Source organism: Fluviibacter sp. (genome assembly GCF_057744235.1).
The window spans coordinates 1-18,593 of sequence record NZ_JBIJFP010000008.1; the positions used below are offsets into that span (position 1 = coordinate 1).

Consider the following 18,593-nt stretch of genomic DNA (forward strand, 5'->3'; position numbering starts at 1 on the left):
GTAAGAAATGGACGATGCCCATCAAAGATTGGAAAGCGGCATTGACTCGGTTTACTATTGAGTTCGGCGATAGACTCGTTGTGAATTAAATGAAACACCGTTTACACAAAAATTCTGACACGCTCCTGTCGGGGCAACCATGTTGCTCAATGCAGGTTTTATTAATGCGTTTTGGGCTATCTTAACCACTGGGTTATTCATACTTTTATTGAGCTTGCCGATTTGTTTTGTCGCTGCCCGGCAAGGGCTTGATATGGATTTGATGACCCGTGGCGCGGGGTTCGGCTATATAGGCTCAACCATTACCTCACTCATATACGCCAGTTTCACGTTCATTTTTTTTGCGCTTGAAGCGGCAATCATGGCTTATGCGCTAGAGCTGGGCTTTGGTATTTCACCTGTCTGGGGCTATCTTATTTGTGCTCTGGTCGTTATCCCGCTGGTGACTCATGGGGTGACGGTCATCAGCAAGCTTCAATCCTGGACCCAGCCTGTGTGGCTGATATTGCTTGCGTTGCCCTTTGTCTTTCTCTTGCTCGAACAGCCGGCAGCGTTAGAAGGTTTGTGGCTATACGCAGGTCTAAATATTGATCAGGCAAACGTTGGTTTTAACCCTTATTTATTCGGAGGGGCAGTAACCGTTGGCATGGCATTGGTGCCTCAGATTGCAGAGCAGGTTGATTATCTTAGGTTTATGCCTGAAAAGAAACCGTCAAATGGCGGTCGATGGTGGGCGGGTGTGCTTCTTGGAGGCCCAGGCTGGGTGATACCAGGTGTTCTGAAAATGCTTGGTGGCGCTGTTTTGGCCTATGTGGCTTTAAAAGCAACGTTGCCCCCCGAAAAGGTCGTTGATCCTAACCAGCTTTATCTAATTGGCTTTTCCCACGTATTTGACAGCGAGTGGCTAGCGTTATGGGCCACTGTACTTTTTGTGATCATCTCTCAGATCAAGATCAATGTGACGAATACCTATGCGGGGTCTCTCGCTTGGTCTAATTTTTTTGCACGGCTCACACATAGTCATCCGGGTCGTGTTGTCTGGGTAATTTTCAACGCCGTGATTGCATTGCTTCTGATGGAGATGAATGTTTTTCAAGCGCTTGGACAGGTCCTTGGGCTGTATTCGAACATTGCCATTTCCTGGATTGCAGCAGTTGTGGCTGATCTGATCATCAATAAGCCAATGGGTCTTTCTCCGGCAGGCATCGAATTCAAGCGCAGCAAACTTTATGATATCAATCCCGTCGGGGTCGGCGCGATGGCAATCGCTTCAACCTTATCAATTCTCACTTATACGGGTTGCCTAGGCGACAAAATTCAGCCTTTTGCCTCATTTGTGGCTATCGTGAGTGCCTTCGTTGTGTCTCCTATAATTGCTTGGGTGACTGCTGGCAAGTACTACCTAGTGCACGACCAGTCCGAACCTAAGAAGGGACCGTTATCCACGCACTGTGTAATCTGTGAGGGTAATTATGAAACCCCTGATATGGCCTATTGCCCAGCCTATCAGGGGAGCATATGTTCACTCTGTTGTGCTTTGGATGCTCGCTGTCATGATCGTTGCAAACCCAATGCCAGCTTATCAGCACAGTGGCATGCTTTTCTGAGGGTTGTGTTGCCCAAGGTTGCATTACCCTATATTGAATCAGGTCTAGGGCATTATCTCTTGTTAATGGGATGCATTATTCCGGTACTCGGCTTAGTTCTTGCAATGCTGTACACCCACGAATCCCTGAGTCATCCTATTGGGAACGATGATCTGGCCTTCTACTTAAAAGACAGCTTCCTAAAAATCTTTGCCATGCTGTCGCTTCTGTCTGGAGTTATTGCCTGGTGGATGGTTCTCACCCAGCAAAGCCGTCGGGTGGCTCAGGAAGAGTCAAATCGCCAAACCACCTTATTGCTCGAAGAAATAGAGTCACACAAGCGAACAGATGAGCAGTTACAAAGAGCTACCCGTTTGGCTGATCAAGCTAATCAAGCTAAGAGTCGCTACATTACCGCAATTAGCCATGAACTACGTACGCCTTTGAACAGTATTCTTGGGTATGCACAGATACTAGATGCCGATGGGGATATCCCGCCACACCGTCAGCAGGCAGTCAGTGTAATACGTAAAAGTGGAGACCACCTGTTGTCACTGATTGAAGGAACTCTTGATATCGCGAAGATTGAGGGAGGGCGTTTGGCCCTTGATATTAGGCCCCTTGTTTTTAAAGAGTTTTTACTTCAAATAGTCGGTATGTTCGAATTACAGGCGCGCAATCGTGGATTATCGTTTGACTACATTGAATCCGGAAAACTGCCTGATTACGTTCGAGCAGATGAGAAACGGCTCCGCCAAATTCTCATTAATATTTTGGGCAATGCCATTAAATTTACCCTGAGTGGAGGGGTTGTATTCAAAGTCGAATTTCTTCGTGAAATGGCGATTTTTGAAATTACCGATACCGGTCCTGGCATTCCTGAAGCCGAACTAGAAAATATCTACGAACCTTTTGTTCGAGGAAGTAATGCTCAGGCTAGCGGTAGTGGTGTTGGACTAACTATCGCCAGAATGCTGACTGACCTTATGGGTGGTGAGATGCAGGTCAGCAGTGAGGCTGGCAAGGGAACCACCTTTCGAATCAGATTGTTTTTGCCTAAGTTGCACGAAGGGATAAAGCATCGCGCGATTCAGCGACTTCGTCCGTTGGGCTATGAAGGGCCCAGACGACGCATTTTGGCTGTTGATAACGAGAAAGCTGATCGAGAGTTACTCAGTCAATTACTTACTCCCCTCGGTTTTATTGTAGAACAAGCTGACAGTGGAGAAGCATCCCTAGATGTCATTGGTGAGTTCCAACCCGACATTATTTTCATGGATCTCGCTATGCCGGGTATTGATGGGTGGGAGACAGTCAGTCGTATCCGTTCACAACAACTTTCCAACGCTAAAATAGCGATCATTTCAGCCAATGCTTTCGATAAAGGTCTTGAAAATTCATGTGGAATCGAGGCTGAAGATTTTATTGTCAAGCCTATCAAGGTTCAAGATCTATATCGGTGGATTGGTCAGGCAATTGACCTGATATGGATTGAATCTCCCGATGACATCCCGTCAAATGGTGTACCGATATCGCCCCCCCCAATTATTAGCCCAGGGGGTATTCACCGAAAGCGCCTTGAAGAAGCGATAAATCTTGGTTATCTCCGTGGCATCCTGGAAGTTCTCCAATCTATAGAAAACCTGGATCCGCGCTACGCGGAATACGTTGACGTGTTGCGAAATCTTGCCAAACAATTCGAGTTTGATGCCATGACACAAGTCATCCGGAAATATGAGCATGAATCTCACTGAACGAATGTCTGCAGGCATCGTCCTGGTTGTTGATGATGTCCCTGAGAATCTGGCGCTCTTGCATGATGCGCTGGATGAAGCCGGTTATACAGTGCTCATTGCTACTAATGGTGAGGCAGCGCTTCAGCGGGCACGGCAAAGCCTACCTGATGTCATGCTGCTGGATGCGATGATGCCAGGAATGGATGGTTTCGAAGTGGCTCGTCAGATGAAGTCCAATTTCACTACTGCCCAAATTCCTATCGTGTTCATGACTGGCCTGACAGAAACTCAGCATGTGGTTGCCGCTTTTGGTGCTGGTGGTGCTGATTACGTGACAAAACCCTTCAAGCCGGTTGAAGTTCTAGCACGTATCGCCGCCCATATGAATAATGCACGGCACATCCGTCAGGCACGAACGGCACTTGATGCCTTTGGTCAGGCCACAATCGCCATACGTCCGGCTGATACTCGTTTAGTCTGGCAAACCCCCTTGGCACGAGAGCTGCTCAAAGCCTTTTTTGATTCACCGCCAGAGGTTGCTCCGCTAGAGCTTCTGCAATGGATTCATAGAGCTCTTGAAGCTCGCGCATCCCAGCGTGACCCTGCTGGGATGCTTATTCAGCAGGGAAATCGCCGGCTTATGGCTACTTTTCATGATCAAATGGATGATGATGAGTGGTTGGTGGTTATTCGGGAAGAAAACGATACTTCAGCGATTGAGGCTATTGTGGCAGCCTTTAGGCTGACTCAAAAAGAGGCAGAAGTTCTTTACTGGGTGACTCAAGGTAAAACAAGCAAAGATATTGGCGATATCCTGGAGATCAGCCCCAGAACGGTTAATAAGCATCTTGAGCACATATTTGAAAAGCTTGGTGTTGAAACCCGGACTGCCGCAGCTAATCTTGCGCAGGGAAAAATACGCGGACTCTGAGGGTTTTAGGCTCGTATACGCAATCTGACGTATTTCAGCTTTAGCTTCTGAACCGTAATCTGGCATCGCAGTGCAGCAATGCTGCCCCAGTTTATTCATGTTCAAGGAGCTATCAAGATGAAACGTCGTAATTTCCTTAAAGCGACTGCGCTATCAATTGCCGTTGCTTCCGTTGGGCTAAACTCGCTGAGCGCTTTTGCTGCTGACACCATCAAGGTCGGTATTCTGCATTCGCTGTCTGGCACGATGGCCATTTCAGAGACAGCGTTAAAAGAAACGGCACTGATGACCATTGCCGAGATTAACAAAAATGGTGGGGTAAACGGTAAGCAGCTTGAACCGGTGGTAGTAGATCCTGCCTCAAACTGGCCACTGTTTGCTGAAAAGGCACGCCAGTTGATTACTAAGGATAAGGTAGCCGTAGTGTTCGGTTGCTGGACATCAGTTTCCAGAAAATCAGTGCTTCCAGTATTCAAGGAACTGAATGGCCTGCTGTTCTACCCGGTTCAGTATGAAGGTGAAGAGCTCGAAAAGAATGTGTTCTATACGGGTGCAGCACCTAACCAGCAAGCAATTCCAGCTGTTGAATACCTGATGAGTAAAGAAGGTGGTTCGGCCAAGCGTTTCGTACTGCTGGGTACCGATTATGTCTACCCACGTACTACCAATAAGATTCTGCGTGCTTACCTGAAGAGTAAGGGTGTGGCTGACGCTGACATCATGGAAGAATACACGCCATTCGGCTTTAGTGATTATCAGACCATTATTGCCAAGATCAAGAAGTTCTCTTCAGATGGCAAGAAAACCGCAGTTATTTCCACCATTAATGGTGATTCGAACGTTCCTTTCTATAAGGAACTGGGTAATGCGGGTATTAAATCCAAGGATGTCCCAGTCATGGCCTTCTCGGTGGGTGAAGAAGAGCTGCGCGGTATCGACACCAAGCCGCTCGTGGGCAATCTGGCCGCCTGGAACTATTTTGAGTCTTTGAAGAATCCGGCAAACACTAAGTTCATTGACATGTACAAGGCCTGGGCGGTTTCCCAGAAGTTGCCGAACGCCAGTACAGTTGTGACTAATGATCCGATGGAAGCGACTTACGTTGGTATCCATATGTGGAAGCAGGCAGTTGAAAAAGCTAAGTCAACTGATGTTGATAAGGTCATCGCGGCTATGGGGGGGCAGAAGTTCAACGCACCATCTGGTTTTGTTGAAGAGATGGATCCCAAGAATCATCACCTGCACAAACCAGTCTTCATTGGTGAAATCAAGGCCGATGGTCAGTTCAAGGTAGTTTGGAAGTCCAAGGGCACCATTAAAGCGCAACCCTGGAGTCCTTACGTTCCTGGTAATGACAAAAAGAAAGATGAGCCAGAAGCCAAGTAAGTTCGAAGCGGTGCGGTTTTCCGCACCATGCTGAAAAGCAAACCGGCTCAGTGTGATGAAGATCATCTCTCTGAGCCGGTTCTGCGAGCGAGAAATCTATGAAAAACCGTCTAGTAGCCCTTCTGTTAGTTTTCATGACGTTCCCTGCGTGGGCAAGTCTTGATACTGGTCTCTTAAGAAAGCTTGCCTCGGATGATGCCGAGATCAAAGTTTTGGCAATCCAAAAGATTGCGCAAACAGCAGATCCAGAAGCGTTAACAGTGTTACAGGCTATGGCCGATGACAAGCTGTACATTGCTGGCAAACAGGTATTGATCATTGATAGGGATCAGGCGATGGATGCAGCCACCGGTAAACCTATTGAAATGCCTGCCGAACCAGAGAGCATTACAACAAACAATCAAATTGTTGGTGAACTGGAAACGTCTATTGCTGCATTGAAGTTATTTGATCCACAGGTCAAGGTACGTCTGGCTGCCGCCAAGATGCTTGAGGAAAACCCATCAGCAGAACTCGCACCATTGCTGGCAAAAGCGCTGGCTAGCGAGCAAGATTCCAAAGTTAAATCTTTGCTTACAGTTGCTTATGCTGAATCGAATCTAGGAAACCAGGATCCGAAAGCGCGTTTAGCCGCCGTTCAGGTCCTCGGTGATACTGGTTCACCGATGGCCAAGACACTCTTGTTGCCGTTAACAGAGTCAGCAACGGAACCTAACGAAAAGGTACGCCTGGAAGCGATCAAAGCGATTAAAGCGATTGATGGCCGTTTGGCTATCGCTGACTTTATCGCCAGTGCATTTTCTGGGCTGTCTTTAGGAAGTATTCTTTTATTGGCTGCGCTGGGACTTGCTATTACCTATGGTGTCATGGGCATTATCAATATGGCACATGGCGAGTTGTTGATGATTGGTGCTTATGCCACCTATGTTGTCCAAAGCATCTTCCGGACTCATTTTCCAGGGGCAATTGACTGGTATCTACCGGCCGCTATCCCCGTGGCATTTTTCTCCGCCGCTCTTGTGGGGATTCTGATGGAGCGTACGGTGATTCGTTGGCTTTACGGGCGTACGCTGGAAACATTGTTAGCCACCTGGGGACTATCACTGGTATTGATCCAAGCCTCTCGGGTGGTCTTTGGTGCGCAAAACGTCGAAGTTTCGAACCCCAGTTGGATGTCGGGGGGTATTACATTGCTGCCGAATCTGATTTTGCCGTGGAACCGAATCTTCATTGTTTGTTTTGCACTCTTTGTGCTGGTGCTGGTCTGGGTTCTCATGAACAAGACCAGACTAGGGATGTTCATTCGTGCGGTGACTCAGAATCGCCCTATGGCAAGTTGTGTGGGTGTGCCAACTGCACGGATTGATACGATGGCCTTTGCTTTGGGCGCAGGTATTGCTGGCCTTGGTGGTGTTGCACTCTCACAGATATCTAACGTTGGCCCTGATATGGGGCAGAACTACATCGTGGATTCATTCATGGTAGTGGTGCTCGGTGGGGTGGGCCAATTGGCCGGTACTGTCTGGGCTGCCTTGGGATTGGGTGTGTTTACCAAGGTTCTGGAAACCTGGGTGGGTGCAGTTATTGCCAAGATCCTTGTGCTGGTTTTCATCATTGTATTTATACAAAAGCGTCCGCAGGGCATCTTTGCCCTCAAGGGTCGCTTTGTTGAGTAAAGGGTAACAATCATGCGAACTCCACTGATTACCCGCGTCATGTCATCCATGAGTGGTAAAGCTTGGCTTTCCCTAGGGTTATTTCTGTTCATCACACTAGTGATCGTCCCGTTTCTAAATTTAGGCACCTCAGAAGAAAGTACGTTTCACCTGTCGACCTACGCCATTACCTTGTTTGGCAAAATCATGTGCTATGCGCTCGTCGCTGTGGCAATGGATTTGATCTGGGGATATGGTGGCATCTTGTCACTGGGGCATGGATTGTTCTTTGCCCTAGGCGGTTACGCATTTGGGATGTATCTGATGCGTGAGACAGCCATTGCCAATGGTAATGCGGGTGGCTTGCCTGATTTTATGGTGTTTTTGGATTGGCAAGCCTTGCCGTGGTTCTGGTTCGGCACAGATCATTTTGCCTGGTCGGCAGTGCTGGCCTTTCTAGTGCCCAGCGTTGTCGCTTTTATATTTGGTTACTTTGCATTCCGTTCACGAATCAAAGGGGTGTATTTTTCAATCATCACCCAGGCACTAACCTACGCAGGTATGTTGTTGTTCTTCCGCAATGAAACAGGATTTGGCGGTAACAACGGGTTTACAGATTTCAAGACCATTCTTGGATATTCGGTCACGGCACCTGAAACACGTATTGTATTGTTTGGATTAACAGCCTTTGCACTGGCCGTTGCTTTAGTATTTGGTCGCTGGCTGGTGACTTCAAAATATGGTCGTGTGCTAACCGCCATTCGTGATTCTGAATCACGGGTGATGTTTATTGGGTATAACCCGCTTTGGTACAAGCTTTTTATTTGGACTATCTCTGCAGTGCTTTGTGGCATTGCAGGTGCACTCTATGTCCCACAAGTCGGCATTATTAATCCCTCTGAAATGTCGCCAGCAAACTCCATTGAGATCGCAATCTGGGTAGCTGTTGGGGGGCGCGCAACACTTATCGGGCCTGTGATTGGTGCTTTCGTTGTTAACTTGGCTAAAAGCTGGTTTACCGTCAGCTTCCCAGAGTACTGGCTATTTTTCCTGGGGCTGTTATTCATTGTCGTGACCCTGTTCCTACCTCAAGGACTTGTTGGGTTGTGGAAGAAAATTGCTGAACGCATGAAAGCTGCCAAGGGGGTTGTATGAACTCAGTCATCAATAACAATTACCTCAATGAAGGATCTGGGGGTGATGTTGGTTCGAGTTTAGGACACCAGTTCATACCGGGTCAGCTCGATACATCTCATAACGTTATTCTTTATCTAGAAGACATCACGGTCAGTTTTGATGGATTTCGCGCGTTGAACGACCTTAATTTGCGTATTAACGTGGGGGAGCTTCGCTGCATCATTGGTCCAAATGGCGCAGGAAAGACGACCATGATGGACGTCATAACCGGAAAAACACGCCCCGACTCTGGGTCAGCTTTCTTTGGTCAAACCATTGATCTGACCAGAATGACTGAACCTGAAATTGCGCATGCTGGTATTGGGAGAAAATTCCAAAAACCAACGGTCTTTGAGCATCACACGGTTTTCGAAAATCTTGAACTCGCAATGCGAACTGACAAGCGGGTCATGAAAAGCCTGTTTGCATGGATATCTGGAGATCAGAAAGACCGGATTGCCGAGACCTTGCGTCTAATCAGGTTAGATAAAGATGCTGATCGTCCGGCAGGTTTGTTATCTCATGGTCAAAAGCAATGGCTTGAAATTGGCATGCTGCTGATGCAGGAGCCCAAACTGCTTTTGCTCGATGAGCCAGTTGCTGGCATGACCGATGATGAAACCATGCGAACCGCAGAGCTATTCGTGTCGCTGGCTGGTAAGCATTCTTTGGTCGTCGTTGAACACGACATGGCCTTTATCGAAAAACTGGGTGGCAAGGTGACTGTATTGGACGCTGGTTCGGTTTTGGCTGAAGGTGATCTCGCAACAGTTCAAAATGACCCGCGTGTGATCGAAGTCTATCTGGGACGTTAATCATGTTAGTTGTTAATGATCTAAATCAGTATTACGGCGGAAGTCATATTCTTCGCGGCTTATCATTTGAACTTAAGTTGGGGGAGGTAACAACGCTCCTTGGCCGCAATGGCGTAGGCAAAACTACGTTACTTAAATCACTTATGGGGATCGTCAAAACAAAGTCAGGAAGCATTACTTTCGATGGCCAGAACATTACTACCCTCCCATCATACGAGCGCGTAAAGGCAGGAATTGGTTATGTTCCTCAGGGCCGAGAGATATTTCCACGGCTGACTGTAGAAGAAAATCTGCTGATGGGTTTGGCAACAAAACCAGGCTCAACCCCGATACCTGCAAGAATCTTTGAAATGTTCCCAGTGCTTCAGCAAATGATGCATCGTAGGGGAGGTGATTTATCCGGTGGGCAGCAGCAACAGCTCGCTATTGGACGTGCACTTGCAATGGGCCCTAAGTTACTCATTTTGGATGAGCCTACTGAAGGCATACAGCCATCGATTATCAAAGATATCGAAAGAGCAATTCGAGCCCTGGCAGCAACAGGTGAAATGGCTATATTGCTCGTTGAGCAATACTACGACTTTGCTGAATCGCTAGCCGATCAATACCTGTTAATGGAGAGAGGTGAATTCATCATGCGTGGCCGTGGCGAAGATATGCCTCGCGACGGAGTTAGAGAGGCACTGTCCGTATAATCACGCTATGAACCGTGATGAGCAATGCCATCAATCTAGCTGGAAAGCAGTCCTTCATTTGGGCTTCGAAAAGCGTAAAGAAACTACTGTGCTAGCGCATTGCCGGCATGAAGGACCCCTTCGCGTTCAAAAAGCCTTGTATCCCGAGGGCAAGGATTTGTGCCAGGTAATTGTGTTGCATCCGCCTTCAGGTATTGTTGGAGGCGATGACCTTCAAATAACAGTAGAAGCTAGTGAGCAAAGCCTTGTACAAATGACTACACCAGGGGCTGGCAAACTGTATGGTTCAGCTGGCCCTTTAGCTAGACAATCGGTAGACATTTCGGTAGGAGCTGGTGCACTCGTTGAGTGGATGCCCCAAGAAACGATTGTTTATGACGCGGCACGCGCTAACCTTCATACCCACGTTAATTTATCCGCGGACAGTACTTTCTTTGGCTGGGATATTTATTGTCTTGGTCGTTTAGCTTCTGGCGAGGTGTTCAACCAAGGTGCTGTTAATGTGTCCTACCGTCTAGAACGTGATGGTGAAGCACTCTGGATAGAACGGGGACGTTTTTTGGGCGATGACCCATTGCTCCACAGTGTTGTTGGTCTTGATGATCGATCTGTGTGTGGCACCCTAATGCTTTCATACAAAGGTATTGATGCCAGTGCAAAAGATTTAATGGCGCTATGCCGTGAAACTGCACCAATTGATGATTCACTCTATGGGGTGACCTTTTTGCCGGGGTTGTTATTGGTACGATATTTAGGGCAGAGCAGTGAGGCCGTCAGAAGTTGGTTTACAGAACTTTGGACGAGACTTAGACCAGAATACCTGGAAAGACCCGCTGTTCTTCCAAGAATTTGGAACACATGAGGAAAAGCTATGGAATTAACGCCACGCGAAAAAGATAAGTTGCTGATCTTTACAGCAGGCCTTTTGGCCGAGCGACGCAAGGCCAAAGGATTGAAGCTTAATTATCCTGAAGCGGTTGCATTGATTACCTGCGCAATTATGGAAGGCGCACGTGAGGGACGTACTGTGGCAGACCTCATGTATGAGGGGACTAAGGTTTTGCAAAGGGATGATGTGATGGATGGCATTGCTGAACTCATTCCTGAAATTCAGGTGGAGGCAACATTCCCTGATGGAACAAAACTGGTGACCGTTCACCACCCTATTGTTTAAGCGACGGAGTTAACTATGATTCCTGGAGAAATGTTGGTAGAAGCCGGTGAAATTACCTTGAACCAGGGGCGCGCTACCATCACGTTAACTGTAGCAAATACGGGGGATCGACCCATTCAGGTCGGGTCACATTACCATTTCTATGAAACCAATGCCGCATTGAGCTTCGATCGTGATGCTGCCAGAGGCTTCAGACTAGACATAGCGGCCGGTACGGCCGTACGTTTCGAACCCGGTCAAAGCAGAACCGTACAGTTGGTCGCCCTAGCTGGTCGACGCACAGTTTACGGGTTCCGTGGTCTGATTCAGGGAGCACTGTAATGAGTATAAAAATATCCCGACAGTCTTATGCAGAGATGTTTGGACCTACCGTTGGTGATCGATTTCGTTTGGCTGATACAGACCTGATTATAGAAGTTGAGAAAGACTTTACGACCTATGGTGAGGAAGTGAAGTTTGGCGGTGGCAAAGTCATTCGTGATGGCATGGGACAAAGTCAGAGTCTTGCTGAGAAGGTTGTTGATACAGTCATTACAAATGCGCTCATCGTTGATGCGATCCAAGGCATAGTGAAAGCTGATATTGGTTTAAAAGATGGCAAGATCGCCGCCATTGGCAAGGCGGGTAATCCGGATATCCAGCCAGATATCAGCATTGAAATCGGTCCGGGTACTGAAGTCATCGCTGGTGAAGGCATGATCGTAACGGCAGGGGGTGTTGATTCACACATTCACTTTATTTGTCCACAGCAGATCGATGAAGCGTTAAATTCAGGTGTGACCACGATGATCGGTGGTGGCACAGGTCCTGCAACAGGCACTTTTGCGACAACATGCACCTCGGGGCCTTGGCATATCCATCGCATGCTTGAAGCAGCAGAAGCTTTTCCGATGAATATTGGATTTCTGGGTAAGGGAAACGCCAGTCTTCCCGGAGCCCTAAGGGAACAGGTTGAGGCAGGTGCTATGGGCCTCAAGCTCCATGAAGACTGGGGAACAACGCCTGCCGCAATTGATTGTTGTCTAGGTGTTGCCGATGAAATGGATGTGCAGGTTGCTATTCATTCGGATACATTGAACGAATCGGGATTTGTTGAAGCAACCTTGGATGCTTTCAAAGGCAGAACTATCCATACCTTTCATACCGAAGGCGCTGGTGGTGGGCATGCGCCGGATATCATCAAGGCCGCTGGGCTTCCTAACGTCTTGCCTAGTTCAACGAACCCAACGATGCCCTACACCATCAATACCATTGATGAGCACCTCGATATGTTGATGGTTTGCCACCATCTGGATCCGGCCATCGCGGAAGATATTGCTTTTGCCGAGTCACGGATACGCAGGGAGACGATTGCTGCAGAAGATATTCTTCATGATCTGGGGGCCTTCTCAATGATGAGTTCGGATTCACAGGCGATGGGTCGGGTAGGAGAAGTCATCATTCGTACTTGGCAAACAGCTCATAAAATGAAACAACAACGTGGTCCACTGCCAGAAGATACCGAACGAAACGACAATTTCCGTATTAAACGCTATATCGCCAAATACACCATCAACCCTGCACTAACACATGGTATTGCGCATGTTGTTGGATCAATTGAAGTGGGTAAGTTGGCAGATATGGTTTTCTGGAAACCCGCCTTTTTTGGAGTCAAGCCTACTCTGGTCTTAAAAGGCGGGATGATCGCTACGGCAGCAATGGGAGACCCCAATGCCTCGATCCCAACCCCACAACCAGTGCATTACCGTCCCATGTTCGGTAGTTTTGGTAAAGCACTTAAAACATCGGTGACATTTGTTTCAAAAGCGGCGCTGGATAATCCCGCAGTGAAGGCCTTGGACCTCGCAAAGCCCTTAGTTGCGGTTACTGGAACGCGACATCTGAAAAAATCAGACATGATCCATAACGGCAGCACACCGCTAATAGAGGTTGACCCAGAAACTTATGCAGTTCGGGCTGATGGTGAGCATTTAGTGTGTAATCCTGCTCAGACTCTGCCAATGACCCAACGTTACTTCCTTTTTTGATGACAATGCGGATATTTACACAAAAAACTACAGTGCCAGCAACAGAATCGGTTGCTTTGTCCTACGATGATAGAAAGCGTAGTCGTCTTAAAGTTACCCTAAATTCTGGCGAGGAAGCCGGCATCATGCTGGAACGAGGAGAGCATCTTCATCACGGTGATCGGTTGTTGGATAGAGAAAGCGGTGCGGTAGTTGAGATACATGCTGCACCGGAAAAGCTCATTGAGGTGATAGCCGGTACATCGATACTTTTTGCGCGTGCTGCCTATCACTTAGGTAACCGCCATGTCCCAGTACAGATTATTCCCGGGCCAGAAGGCGGACGCTTATTATTTCAGACAGACCATGTTTTAGCAGAAATGGTCAAAGGATTGGGCTGCCTGGTCGGAGAGACGGAAGCTGGCTTTCAGCCGGAACATGGCGCTTATGGCGGTGGACACCATCATCATGATCCTGATGAACATGCAGAACATCATCACCATGATCACGCCCACGTCCACGAAGAGCATCATCACCATGACGAACATCGTCATGATCCTGGACATGGTCCGCATCGATCTGTTCCCAAAATTCATCAGTTCAACACGAAATAAATCCATTCGTGCCAGTTTCTAGGTCACTGATCCGTTTGTTGCAATTGAGCAGTCCAGCATTGCCTGTGGGTGCATACACCTATTCCCAAGGATTAGAGTGGGCGGTTGAAAGTGGCACGATAGTCGATGAAGCTTCTACCTGCGCCTGGATTTCAGATCTTTTGATGTATGGCATGGGTCGTTATGAAGCGCCCTTGATCGCACGCCTGATTCAGGTTTGGACGGATGGAGACCTCCAAACTCTAAGCCGATTAAACAAAGAATTTATTGCCACGCGTGAATCATCGGAGCTTCGGGCAGAAACAGTGCAGATGGGGTATTCCATGACTCGTCTTGCTCGCGAACTTATGGATCCAGCGCTCGCTCAACTCATTACTAGATTGGCGGAAATGCCTGAGGTTTCCTTTCCTACTGCCTGGTCTGGTTTTGCTGCATCGTGGGATATAGAACCAAAAGATGCTTTAACCGCATATTTATGGAGCTGGTGTGAGAATCAAGTGATGGCAGCCTTGAAAGCGGTGCCCCTTGGGCAGGCTAGCGGTCAGCGTGTTCTCATGAAGTTAACGGAATCAATCCCGACTATAGCTGCAAAAGCGTTAGTGATGCCTGAATGCGATTGGTCCAATTTAACCCCGGCGTTTGCTATTGCAAGTGCTCGTCACGAAACTCAATATTCACGTCTTTTTAGGTCTTGATCATGAAAAAACCTCCCCTAAGAGTTGGCATTGGTGGCCCTGTTGGCTCTGGTAAAACGGCATTAACCTTAGCGCTATGCCAGGAATTGCGGGACAAAGTTGACATGGCGGTGGTCACGAACGATATATACACTGCGGAAGATGCGCGCTTCCTCGTGGACCATTCAGCATTGGCAGCAGAAAGAATTATTGGCGTAGAGACTGGGGGGTGCCCCCACACAGCAATCCGTGAAGATGCCTCGATTAATCTTGAAGCGATTGATCGTCTGCAAAATGCATTTCCAGACGTCGAGCTTATTCTGGTGGAATCAGGTGGGGATAATCTTGCTGCAACCTTTTCGCCAGAGCTATCTGATCTGACAATCTATGTCATCGATGTTGCTGCCGGAGAAAAAATCCCAAGAAAAGGTGGGCCAGGCATTACAAAGTCCGATCTCTTGGTCATTAATAAAATCGATCTTGCGCCTATGGTTGGCGCATCTCTTGAAGTTATGGATCGTGACGCAAAGGCACAGCGCCATCATCGACCGTTTGTATTCACCAACCTCAAGACTGGTGAAGGCTTGTCCAAAATCATAGAATTTGTTCGTGATAAGGGTATGTTGTCTATCTAGTTTGGTTTTCTTATGTTGAACACGTCTCCTGATAGCCTAGCGTCTCTATATGGATTGATATTCCTGCTAGGTATGAAGCATGGTTTCGATGCGGATCATCTGGCAACAATCGATGGCATGACCCGGTTTAACGCAATCGCTAACCCCACATTAGCCAAATATTGCGGTGTTTTATTCTCTTTGGGTCATGGGGTTGTTGTTATTACGATTGCACTAACGGTCAGTGTGTTTGCAAGTAACTGGCAACCGCCCGAATGGCTCAATGCTCTTGGTTCGATAACCTCTTTCGTCATTTTGCTAATGCTTGGCGTTATGAATCTACACGCTGTAGTTACAAGTAAACCATCCGATGTTGTTGCATTTGTAGGGTTTAGGTCTCGGATTTTCGGCACGCATTTAGCAGTTAACAATCCGCTTTCAATGGCCCTGATTGGGGCTTTATTTGCACTATCTTTCGACACGGTGAGCCAAGCGGTTTTTTTTGCATTGACGGCTACTTATTTTGGCGGCTGGCAAAATGCACTGGTGTTTGGTTTAGTTTTTACGTTGGGGATGCTTTTTACGGATGGCATCAATGGACTGTGGATTTCTCGCCTAATCAATAAGGCAGATGCTACGGCTCGCAATGTTTCACGCATCATGACGATCGTTGTGGGCGGCGCAAGCATTGGGGTAGCGCTATTAATTGCTCTGAAATTCTTTGTGCCGCAGGTTGATGTCTGGTTCGAACACAAAGAACTGTTGCTTGGCCTTGCGGTAGTTTTGATTATAGTTGGTAGCTATTTCATTCCGATGAAGTTATTGAAGGCTTCGGGTGAGTTTGGCTGATTCTGCTTCTATCAATCTTTGCTATGAATGCTGCTCCTTTGGCCTGAGTTTCATTATCTAACGCCAGTGGTATTTCACGATGGGTCTGTAGCTTTCCTAGTCGAGTGCGCTGGTCATAAATTCGTGTTCCGTGACCAACTGTGAAAGTTCCTCTGATGATTGCTTTCACTATTCCTCGCGCAAAAGGCACTAGATTTGTCTTTATCACCCCAGCCTGTCGTGCACCCTCGATCTCATCAAGTACGATCTGTCGCATCTCAGCCGGGCAGGAGGCAATAAGCTCACCGATAGCAATCCTTTCGTTTTGGGTGCATTTTGGAAAAATTAGATCTTCTCCACAACCACTCGATGTCATAGCATTGCTATCTTCTGTGGTTGTTGTAGTTTCTGTGTTGTAGTCTCTGTTTAGGGGAGGTGGGTATTCTTTATTTCCTGTAAATGAAGAATCCTGACTCCCAGTGAAGCCTAAATCCTGCTTTACTGTAAATTCACATTCCGAATTCCCTGTAAATCCATATTCCGGCTTTACAGTAAATTTAGCAACTTGGTTAGGGTTTGCTGCCAAATGAGAACTATGCTTTGCTGCTTGGTGTGGTGGTGTAGTTAGTAATTCATCAAGAGCCGCATCCAACAATTCGTGGTTTCGAAAATAATAGGTCAGATTGCTCCGGCGATCGAGATTTTGCACTTAAAATCTGTCCCATTGAGTCTGCATGTGGCGAAACAAAACAATGGGTTAGAGAACTTCGCGTGCTTAATGCATGGGCTAAGCTTCGATGATTTAACCCATTGCCTGATAAAGGATAAAATTGGCTTAAAAAACCTACCTACGAACCAAGGGGTAGGGAGTTCGAATCTCTCCGAGCGCGCCAGAATACAAGGCCTCCAGCGATGGGGGCCTTTCTCATTTGTCCCATTCATATCAAAGTGTCCCATAGATTTTGGGTGCTTGGGCACTGTTACATATCTTGACCCCTTGATGCTATTGACTTTGCGGGGTTTAAGTCAGATCGAGTACTTGGTTACCGGCCAAGTACTCGATAGATGAATCAATGAACAGGAGTGCACCCACAAATCAAGCCATGGACTGTTCCTATAATTGAAGTCAATTCCGACCTATGGTTTGTTTATAGGAGGAAGCAATGAAATCAGAGCGGTTTACCCACGAATTTAAAGATGAAGCCGAAAAGCAAATTGTTGAGCGAGGCTATTCCGTTGCAGAAATTTCAGCTCGGCTCGGACTATGGGACAGTCAAATTACTGAAAATTATGAGTAAATTGACGTAGGCTTCTCTATCATTATCCCTTTCCATGTAGACTTGGGCGCCATTAACGCTTAATGGTGTTAATTGTTATAATTAGAATTTCACGATGGGTCTGTCGCTTTCCTAGTCGAGTGCGCTGGTCATAAATTCATGTTCCATGACCAACTGTGAAAGTCCCTCGGAAGATTGCGCTCACTATTCCTCTCGCAAAAGACACCAGATTTGTCTTTATCACCCCAGCTTGTCGGGCACCCTCGATCTCATCGAGGACTATCTGTTTTAGATGGTCCGTGCCACCAAATGTCGTTAGGCCATACCTACGAAGAGGTATTTCAATCAGTCTGGCTTCTTCTCATAATATTCCTACTTGTTTAGTCGGATTAGTGGAGGAGTGAGGCGATGTCAGGTTGTGCGAATAATCATGTGAACATTGAAGGTGTCTATCAGTTCGACGCACGTGGCGTTTCCAAACGATTCCGGCACGCGGCAATCTTTGGTGCGATCAGTGCCTTGACGCCTGGTGAAGCAATGCGCTTTGTCAATGACCACAATCCGCTACCTTTGATTGAGCAACTCCTGGTTCGTTATGGTGATCGCATTGAGGTGAACTATGTGAATAAAGATCCGGGTGCCATTGTCATTGATTTCAAAATCGTTCAGTAGTTAATTGGCCTTGGGTGTCTAATATGTTCAAAAACATAGGAAAAATTTCATTTGTTTTATGGTTGGTGACAATGCTCATCGTCGGTGTTTACGTCATTCGGGGTGGTGCTGTGCAACAGGTTTCTGGTGCTCGTAACGCTATTATTCTTTCGCAAAGCGATCGCGCATTAGTGCTTGAAGAAATGCGAGCAATGCTTGCGGCCACGCAGCAGATTATTGATGGTGCGGCTCGGGATGACCGCCAGCAGATTATTGCTGCGGCCAAAGCCGCAGGGATGGGGTCGGCAATTGATCTGGATCCAAATTTTCTATCTAAACTGCCGCTTGAATTTAAAACACTGGGATTCAGCATGCATAGTGACATGGATGCTATTTCAAAAGCTGCAGATAAGCAGGTGCCATTGCCAGAGATTTCTGGCATGTTGGCCGCGACTTTGAATAAATGTGTGGCTTGTCATAGCGCATGGGAAATCAAGCTCAAAGAATAATGGACTATCAAGGCATCCCTATTAAACCAACGGCATCGCTGCAATATTTCGATGCAGAAATTATCTCTCGACGATTCCGGGATATGGCCATGGTTGACGCGCTTAAGGCGCTACATCCAGGTGAAATTCTTAGATATCAGGATGTGGAGGCGCCATTTTCTTTGATACGAAAGCTGATCATTACTTTTGGGGCCAAAATTGAAATGTCGTATATCCAACGGAGCGTTGGTTTCGTTGTCATAGATTTTATGCGGCGTTGAACTGCA

Annotated in this window: 19 protein-coding genes and 1 pseudogene; 19 read left to right on the plus strand and 1 reads right to left on the minus strand. The window is 47.3% G+C overall.

Annotated features, from left to right (window positions below; all coding sequences use genetic code 11):
• Positions 1-139 precede the first annotated feature (139 nt).
• From AC3GOJ_RS05725 to AC3GOJ_RS05795, 15 genes are all read left to right on the plus strand, one after another.
• Positions 140-3,340, plus strand: a complete 3,201-nt coding sequence (locus AC3GOJ_RS05725; RefSeq protein WP_488236508.1) for a hybrid sensor histidine kinase/response regulator — start codon at positions 140-142, stop codon at positions 3,338-3,340.
• The gene (locus AC3GOJ_RS05730; RefSeq protein ID WP_488236509.1) at positions 3,327-4,253 is read left to right on the plus strand and encodes a response regulator; all 927 of its coding nucleotides are present in this window, start codon (positions 3,327-3,329) and stop codon (positions 4,251-4,253) included. The genes AC3GOJ_RS05725 and AC3GOJ_RS05730 overlap by 14 nt, the downstream gene beginning before the upstream one ends.
• 117 nt (positions 4,254-4,370) lie before the next feature.
• On the plus strand, positions 4,371-5,639 hold the full coding sequence (gene urtA / locus AC3GOJ_RS05735; protein ID WP_488236510.1) for an urea ABC transporter substrate-binding protein: 1,269 nt from the start codon (positions 4,371-4,373) through the stop codon (positions 5,637-5,639).
• Positions 5,640-5,737: 98 nt separating this feature from the next.
• Positions 5,738-7,315 (plus strand): urea ABC transporter permease subunit UrtB, encoded by a 1,578-nt coding sequence (gene urtB / locus AC3GOJ_RS05740; protein ID WP_488236511.1) that lies wholly within the window; start codon positions 5,738-5,740, stop codon positions 7,313-7,315.
• Positions 7,316-7,327: 12 nt separating this feature from the next.
• Positions 7,328-8,449 (plus strand): urea ABC transporter permease subunit UrtC, encoded by a 1,122-nt coding sequence (urtC, locus tag AC3GOJ_RS05745; RefSeq protein WP_488236512.1) that lies wholly within the window; start codon positions 7,328-7,330, stop codon positions 8,447-8,449.
• Positions 8,446-9,285: an urea ABC transporter ATP-binding protein UrtD gene (urtD, locus tag AC3GOJ_RS05750; protein ID WP_488236513.1), complete on the plus strand. Its 840-nt coding sequence runs from the start codon at positions 8,446-8,448 to the stop codon at positions 9,283-9,285. Before urtC ends, urtD begins: the two co-directional genes overlap by 4 nt.
• Positions 9,286-9,287: 2 nt before the next feature.
• The gene (urtE, locus tag AC3GOJ_RS05755; RefSeq protein ID WP_488236514.1) at positions 9,288-9,980 is read left to right on the plus strand and encodes an urea ABC transporter ATP-binding subunit UrtE; all 693 of its coding nucleotides are present in this window, start codon (positions 9,288-9,290) and stop codon (positions 9,978-9,980) included.
• 7 nt (positions 9,981-9,987) lie between these two features.
• The gene (locus tag AC3GOJ_RS05760) at positions 9,988-10,842 is read left to right on the plus strand and encodes an urease accessory protein UreD (protein ID WP_488236515.1); all 855 of its coding nucleotides are present in this window, start codon (positions 9,988-9,990) and stop codon (positions 10,840-10,842) included.
• Positions 10,843-10,851: 9 nt separating this feature from the next.
• Positions 10,852-11,154 carry an urease subunit gamma gene (gene ureA / locus AC3GOJ_RS05765; protein ID WP_488236516.1) on the plus strand — a complete coding sequence of 101 codons (303 nt, stop codon included), beginning with the start codon at positions 10,852-10,854 and terminating at the stop codon, positions 11,152-11,154.
• Between the two features lie 15 nt (positions 11,155-11,169).
• Positions 11,170-11,475, plus strand: a complete 306-nt coding sequence (locus AC3GOJ_RS05770; RefSeq protein ID WP_488236517.1) for an urease subunit beta — start codon at positions 11,170-11,172, stop codon at positions 11,473-11,475.
• Positions 11,475-13,181, plus strand: a complete 1,707-nt coding sequence (ureC, locus tag AC3GOJ_RS05775) for an urease subunit alpha (RefSeq protein WP_488236518.1) — start codon at positions 11,475-11,477, stop codon at positions 13,179-13,181. The genes AC3GOJ_RS05770 and ureC overlap by 1 nt, the downstream gene beginning before the upstream one ends.
• Positions 13,182-13,186: 5 nt before the next feature.
• Positions 13,187-13,774: an urease accessory protein UreE gene (gene ureE, locus AC3GOJ_RS05780; RefSeq protein ID WP_488236593.1), complete on the plus strand. Its 588-nt coding sequence runs from the start codon at positions 13,187-13,189 to the stop codon at positions 13,772-13,774.
• Positions 13,775-13,839: 65 nt separating this feature from the next.
• Positions 13,840-14,469 carry an urease accessory protein UreF gene (locus AC3GOJ_RS05785; protein ID WP_488236519.1) on the plus strand — a complete coding sequence of 210 codons (630 nt, stop codon included), beginning with the start codon at positions 13,840-13,842 and terminating at the stop codon, positions 14,467-14,469.
• A 2-nt stretch (positions 14,470-14,471) separates the two neighbouring features.
• Positions 14,472-15,083, plus strand: a complete 612-nt coding sequence (gene ureG, locus AC3GOJ_RS05790; RefSeq protein WP_488236520.1) for an urease accessory protein UreG — start codon at positions 14,472-14,474, stop codon at positions 15,081-15,083.
• A 12-nt stretch (positions 15,084-15,095) separates the two neighbouring features.
• The gene (locus tag AC3GOJ_RS05795) at positions 15,096-15,911 is read left to right on the plus strand and encodes a HoxN/HupN/NixA family nickel/cobalt transporter (protein ID WP_488236521.1); all 816 of its coding nucleotides are present in this window, start codon (positions 15,096-15,098) and stop codon (positions 15,909-15,911) included.
• Here AC3GOJ_RS05795 and AC3GOJ_RS05800 read toward each other — a convergent pair.
• The gene (locus tag AC3GOJ_RS05800; RefSeq protein WP_488236522.1) at positions 15,868-16,599 is read right to left on the minus strand and encodes a hypothetical protein; all 732 of its coding nucleotides are present in this window, start codon (positions 16,597-16,599) and stop codon (positions 15,868-15,870) included. The genes AC3GOJ_RS05795 and AC3GOJ_RS05800 overlap by 44 nt on opposite strands.
• A gap of 454 nt (positions 16,600-17,053) precedes the next feature.
• Here AC3GOJ_RS05800 and AC3GOJ_RS05805 point away from each other — a divergent pair.
• The 4 genes and pseudogenes from AC3GOJ_RS05805 to AC3GOJ_RS05820 all read left to right on the plus strand — a co-directional run.
• Positions 17,054-17,155, plus strand: a pseudogene (locus AC3GOJ_RS05805) (transposase); the annotation flags it as partial.
• A 420-nt stretch (positions 17,156-17,575) separates the two neighbouring features.
• Entirely contained in the window at positions 17,576-17,839 is a 264-nt protein-coding gene (locus AC3GOJ_RS05810; protein WP_488236523.1) for a DUF2249 domain-containing protein, read from the plus strand.
• Positions 17,840-17,862: 23 nt separating this feature from the next.
• Positions 17,863-18,327 carry a hypothetical protein gene (locus AC3GOJ_RS05815; RefSeq protein WP_488236524.1) on the plus strand — a complete coding sequence of 155 codons (465 nt, stop codon included), beginning with the start codon at positions 17,863-17,865 and terminating at the stop codon, positions 18,325-18,327.
• The gene (locus tag AC3GOJ_RS05820; protein WP_488236525.1) at positions 18,303-18,587 is read left to right on the plus strand and encodes a DUF2249 domain-containing protein; all 285 of its coding nucleotides are present in this window, start codon (positions 18,303-18,305) and stop codon (positions 18,585-18,587) included. Before AC3GOJ_RS05815 ends, AC3GOJ_RS05820 begins: the two co-directional genes overlap by 25 nt.
• The last annotated feature ends 6 nt before the right edge of the window (positions 18,588-18,593 follow it).

Coding starts and splice junctions, on each gene's coding strand:
- urtD (WP_488236513.1), top strand. CDS start 8,446: ATGAACTCAGTCATCAATAACAATTACCTCAATGAAGGATCTGGGGGT.
- ureA (WP_488236516.1), top strand. CDS start 10,852: ATGGAATTAACGCCACGCGAAAAAGATAAGTTGCTGATCTTTACAGCA.
- urtC (WP_488236512.1), top strand. CDS start 7,328: ATGCGAACTCCACTGATTACCCGCGTCATGTCATCCATGAGTGGTAAA.
- AC3GOJ_RS05730 (WP_488236509.1), top strand. CDS start 3,327: ATGAATCTCACTGAACGAATGTCTGCAGGCATCGTCCTGGTTGTTGAT.
- AC3GOJ_RS05770 (WP_488236517.1), top strand. CDS start 11,170: ATGATTCCTGGAGAAATGTTGGTAGAAGCCGGTGAAATTACCTTGAAC.
- AC3GOJ_RS05795 (WP_488236521.1), top strand. CDS start 15,096: ATGTTGAACACGTCTCCTGATAGCCTAGCGTCTCTATATGGATTGATA.
- ureC (WP_488236518.1), top strand. CDS start 11,475: ATGAGTATAAAAATATCCCGACAGTCTTATGCAGAGATGTTTGGACCT.
- AC3GOJ_RS05815 (WP_488236524.1), top strand. CDS start 17,863: ATGTTCAAAAACATAGGAAAAATTTCATTTGTTTTATGGTTGGTGACA.
- AC3GOJ_RS05760 (WP_488236515.1), top strand. CDS start 9,988: ATGAACCGTGATGAGCAATGCCATCAATCTAGCTGGAAAGCAGTCCTT.
- ureE (WP_488236593.1), top strand. CDS start 13,187: ATGCGGATATTTACACAAAAAACTACAGTGCCAGCAACAGAATCGGTT.
- AC3GOJ_RS05725 (WP_488236508.1), top strand. CDS start 140: ATGTTGCTCAATGCAGGTTTTATTAATGCGTTTTGGGCTATCTTAACC.
- AC3GOJ_RS05810 (WP_488236523.1), top strand. CDS start 17,576: ATGTCAGGTTGTGCGAATAATCATGTGAACATTGAAGGTGTCTATCAG.
- ureG (WP_488236520.1), top strand. CDS start 14,472: ATGAAAAAACCTCCCCTAAGAGTTGGCATTGGTGGCCCTGTTGGCTCT.
- urtE (WP_488236514.1), top strand. CDS start 9,288: ATGTTAGTTGTTAATGATCTAAATCAGTATTACGGCGGAAGTCATATT.
- urtA (WP_488236510.1), top strand. CDS start 4,371: ATGAAACGTCGTAATTTCCTTAAAGCGACTGCGCTATCAATTGCCGTT.
- AC3GOJ_RS05820 (WP_488236525.1), top strand. CDS start 18,303: ATGGGAAATCAAGCTCAAAGAATAATGGACTATCAAGGCATCCCTATT.
- urtB (WP_488236511.1), top strand. CDS start 5,738: ATGAAAAACCGTCTAGTAGCCCTTCTGTTAGTTTTCATGACGTTCCCT.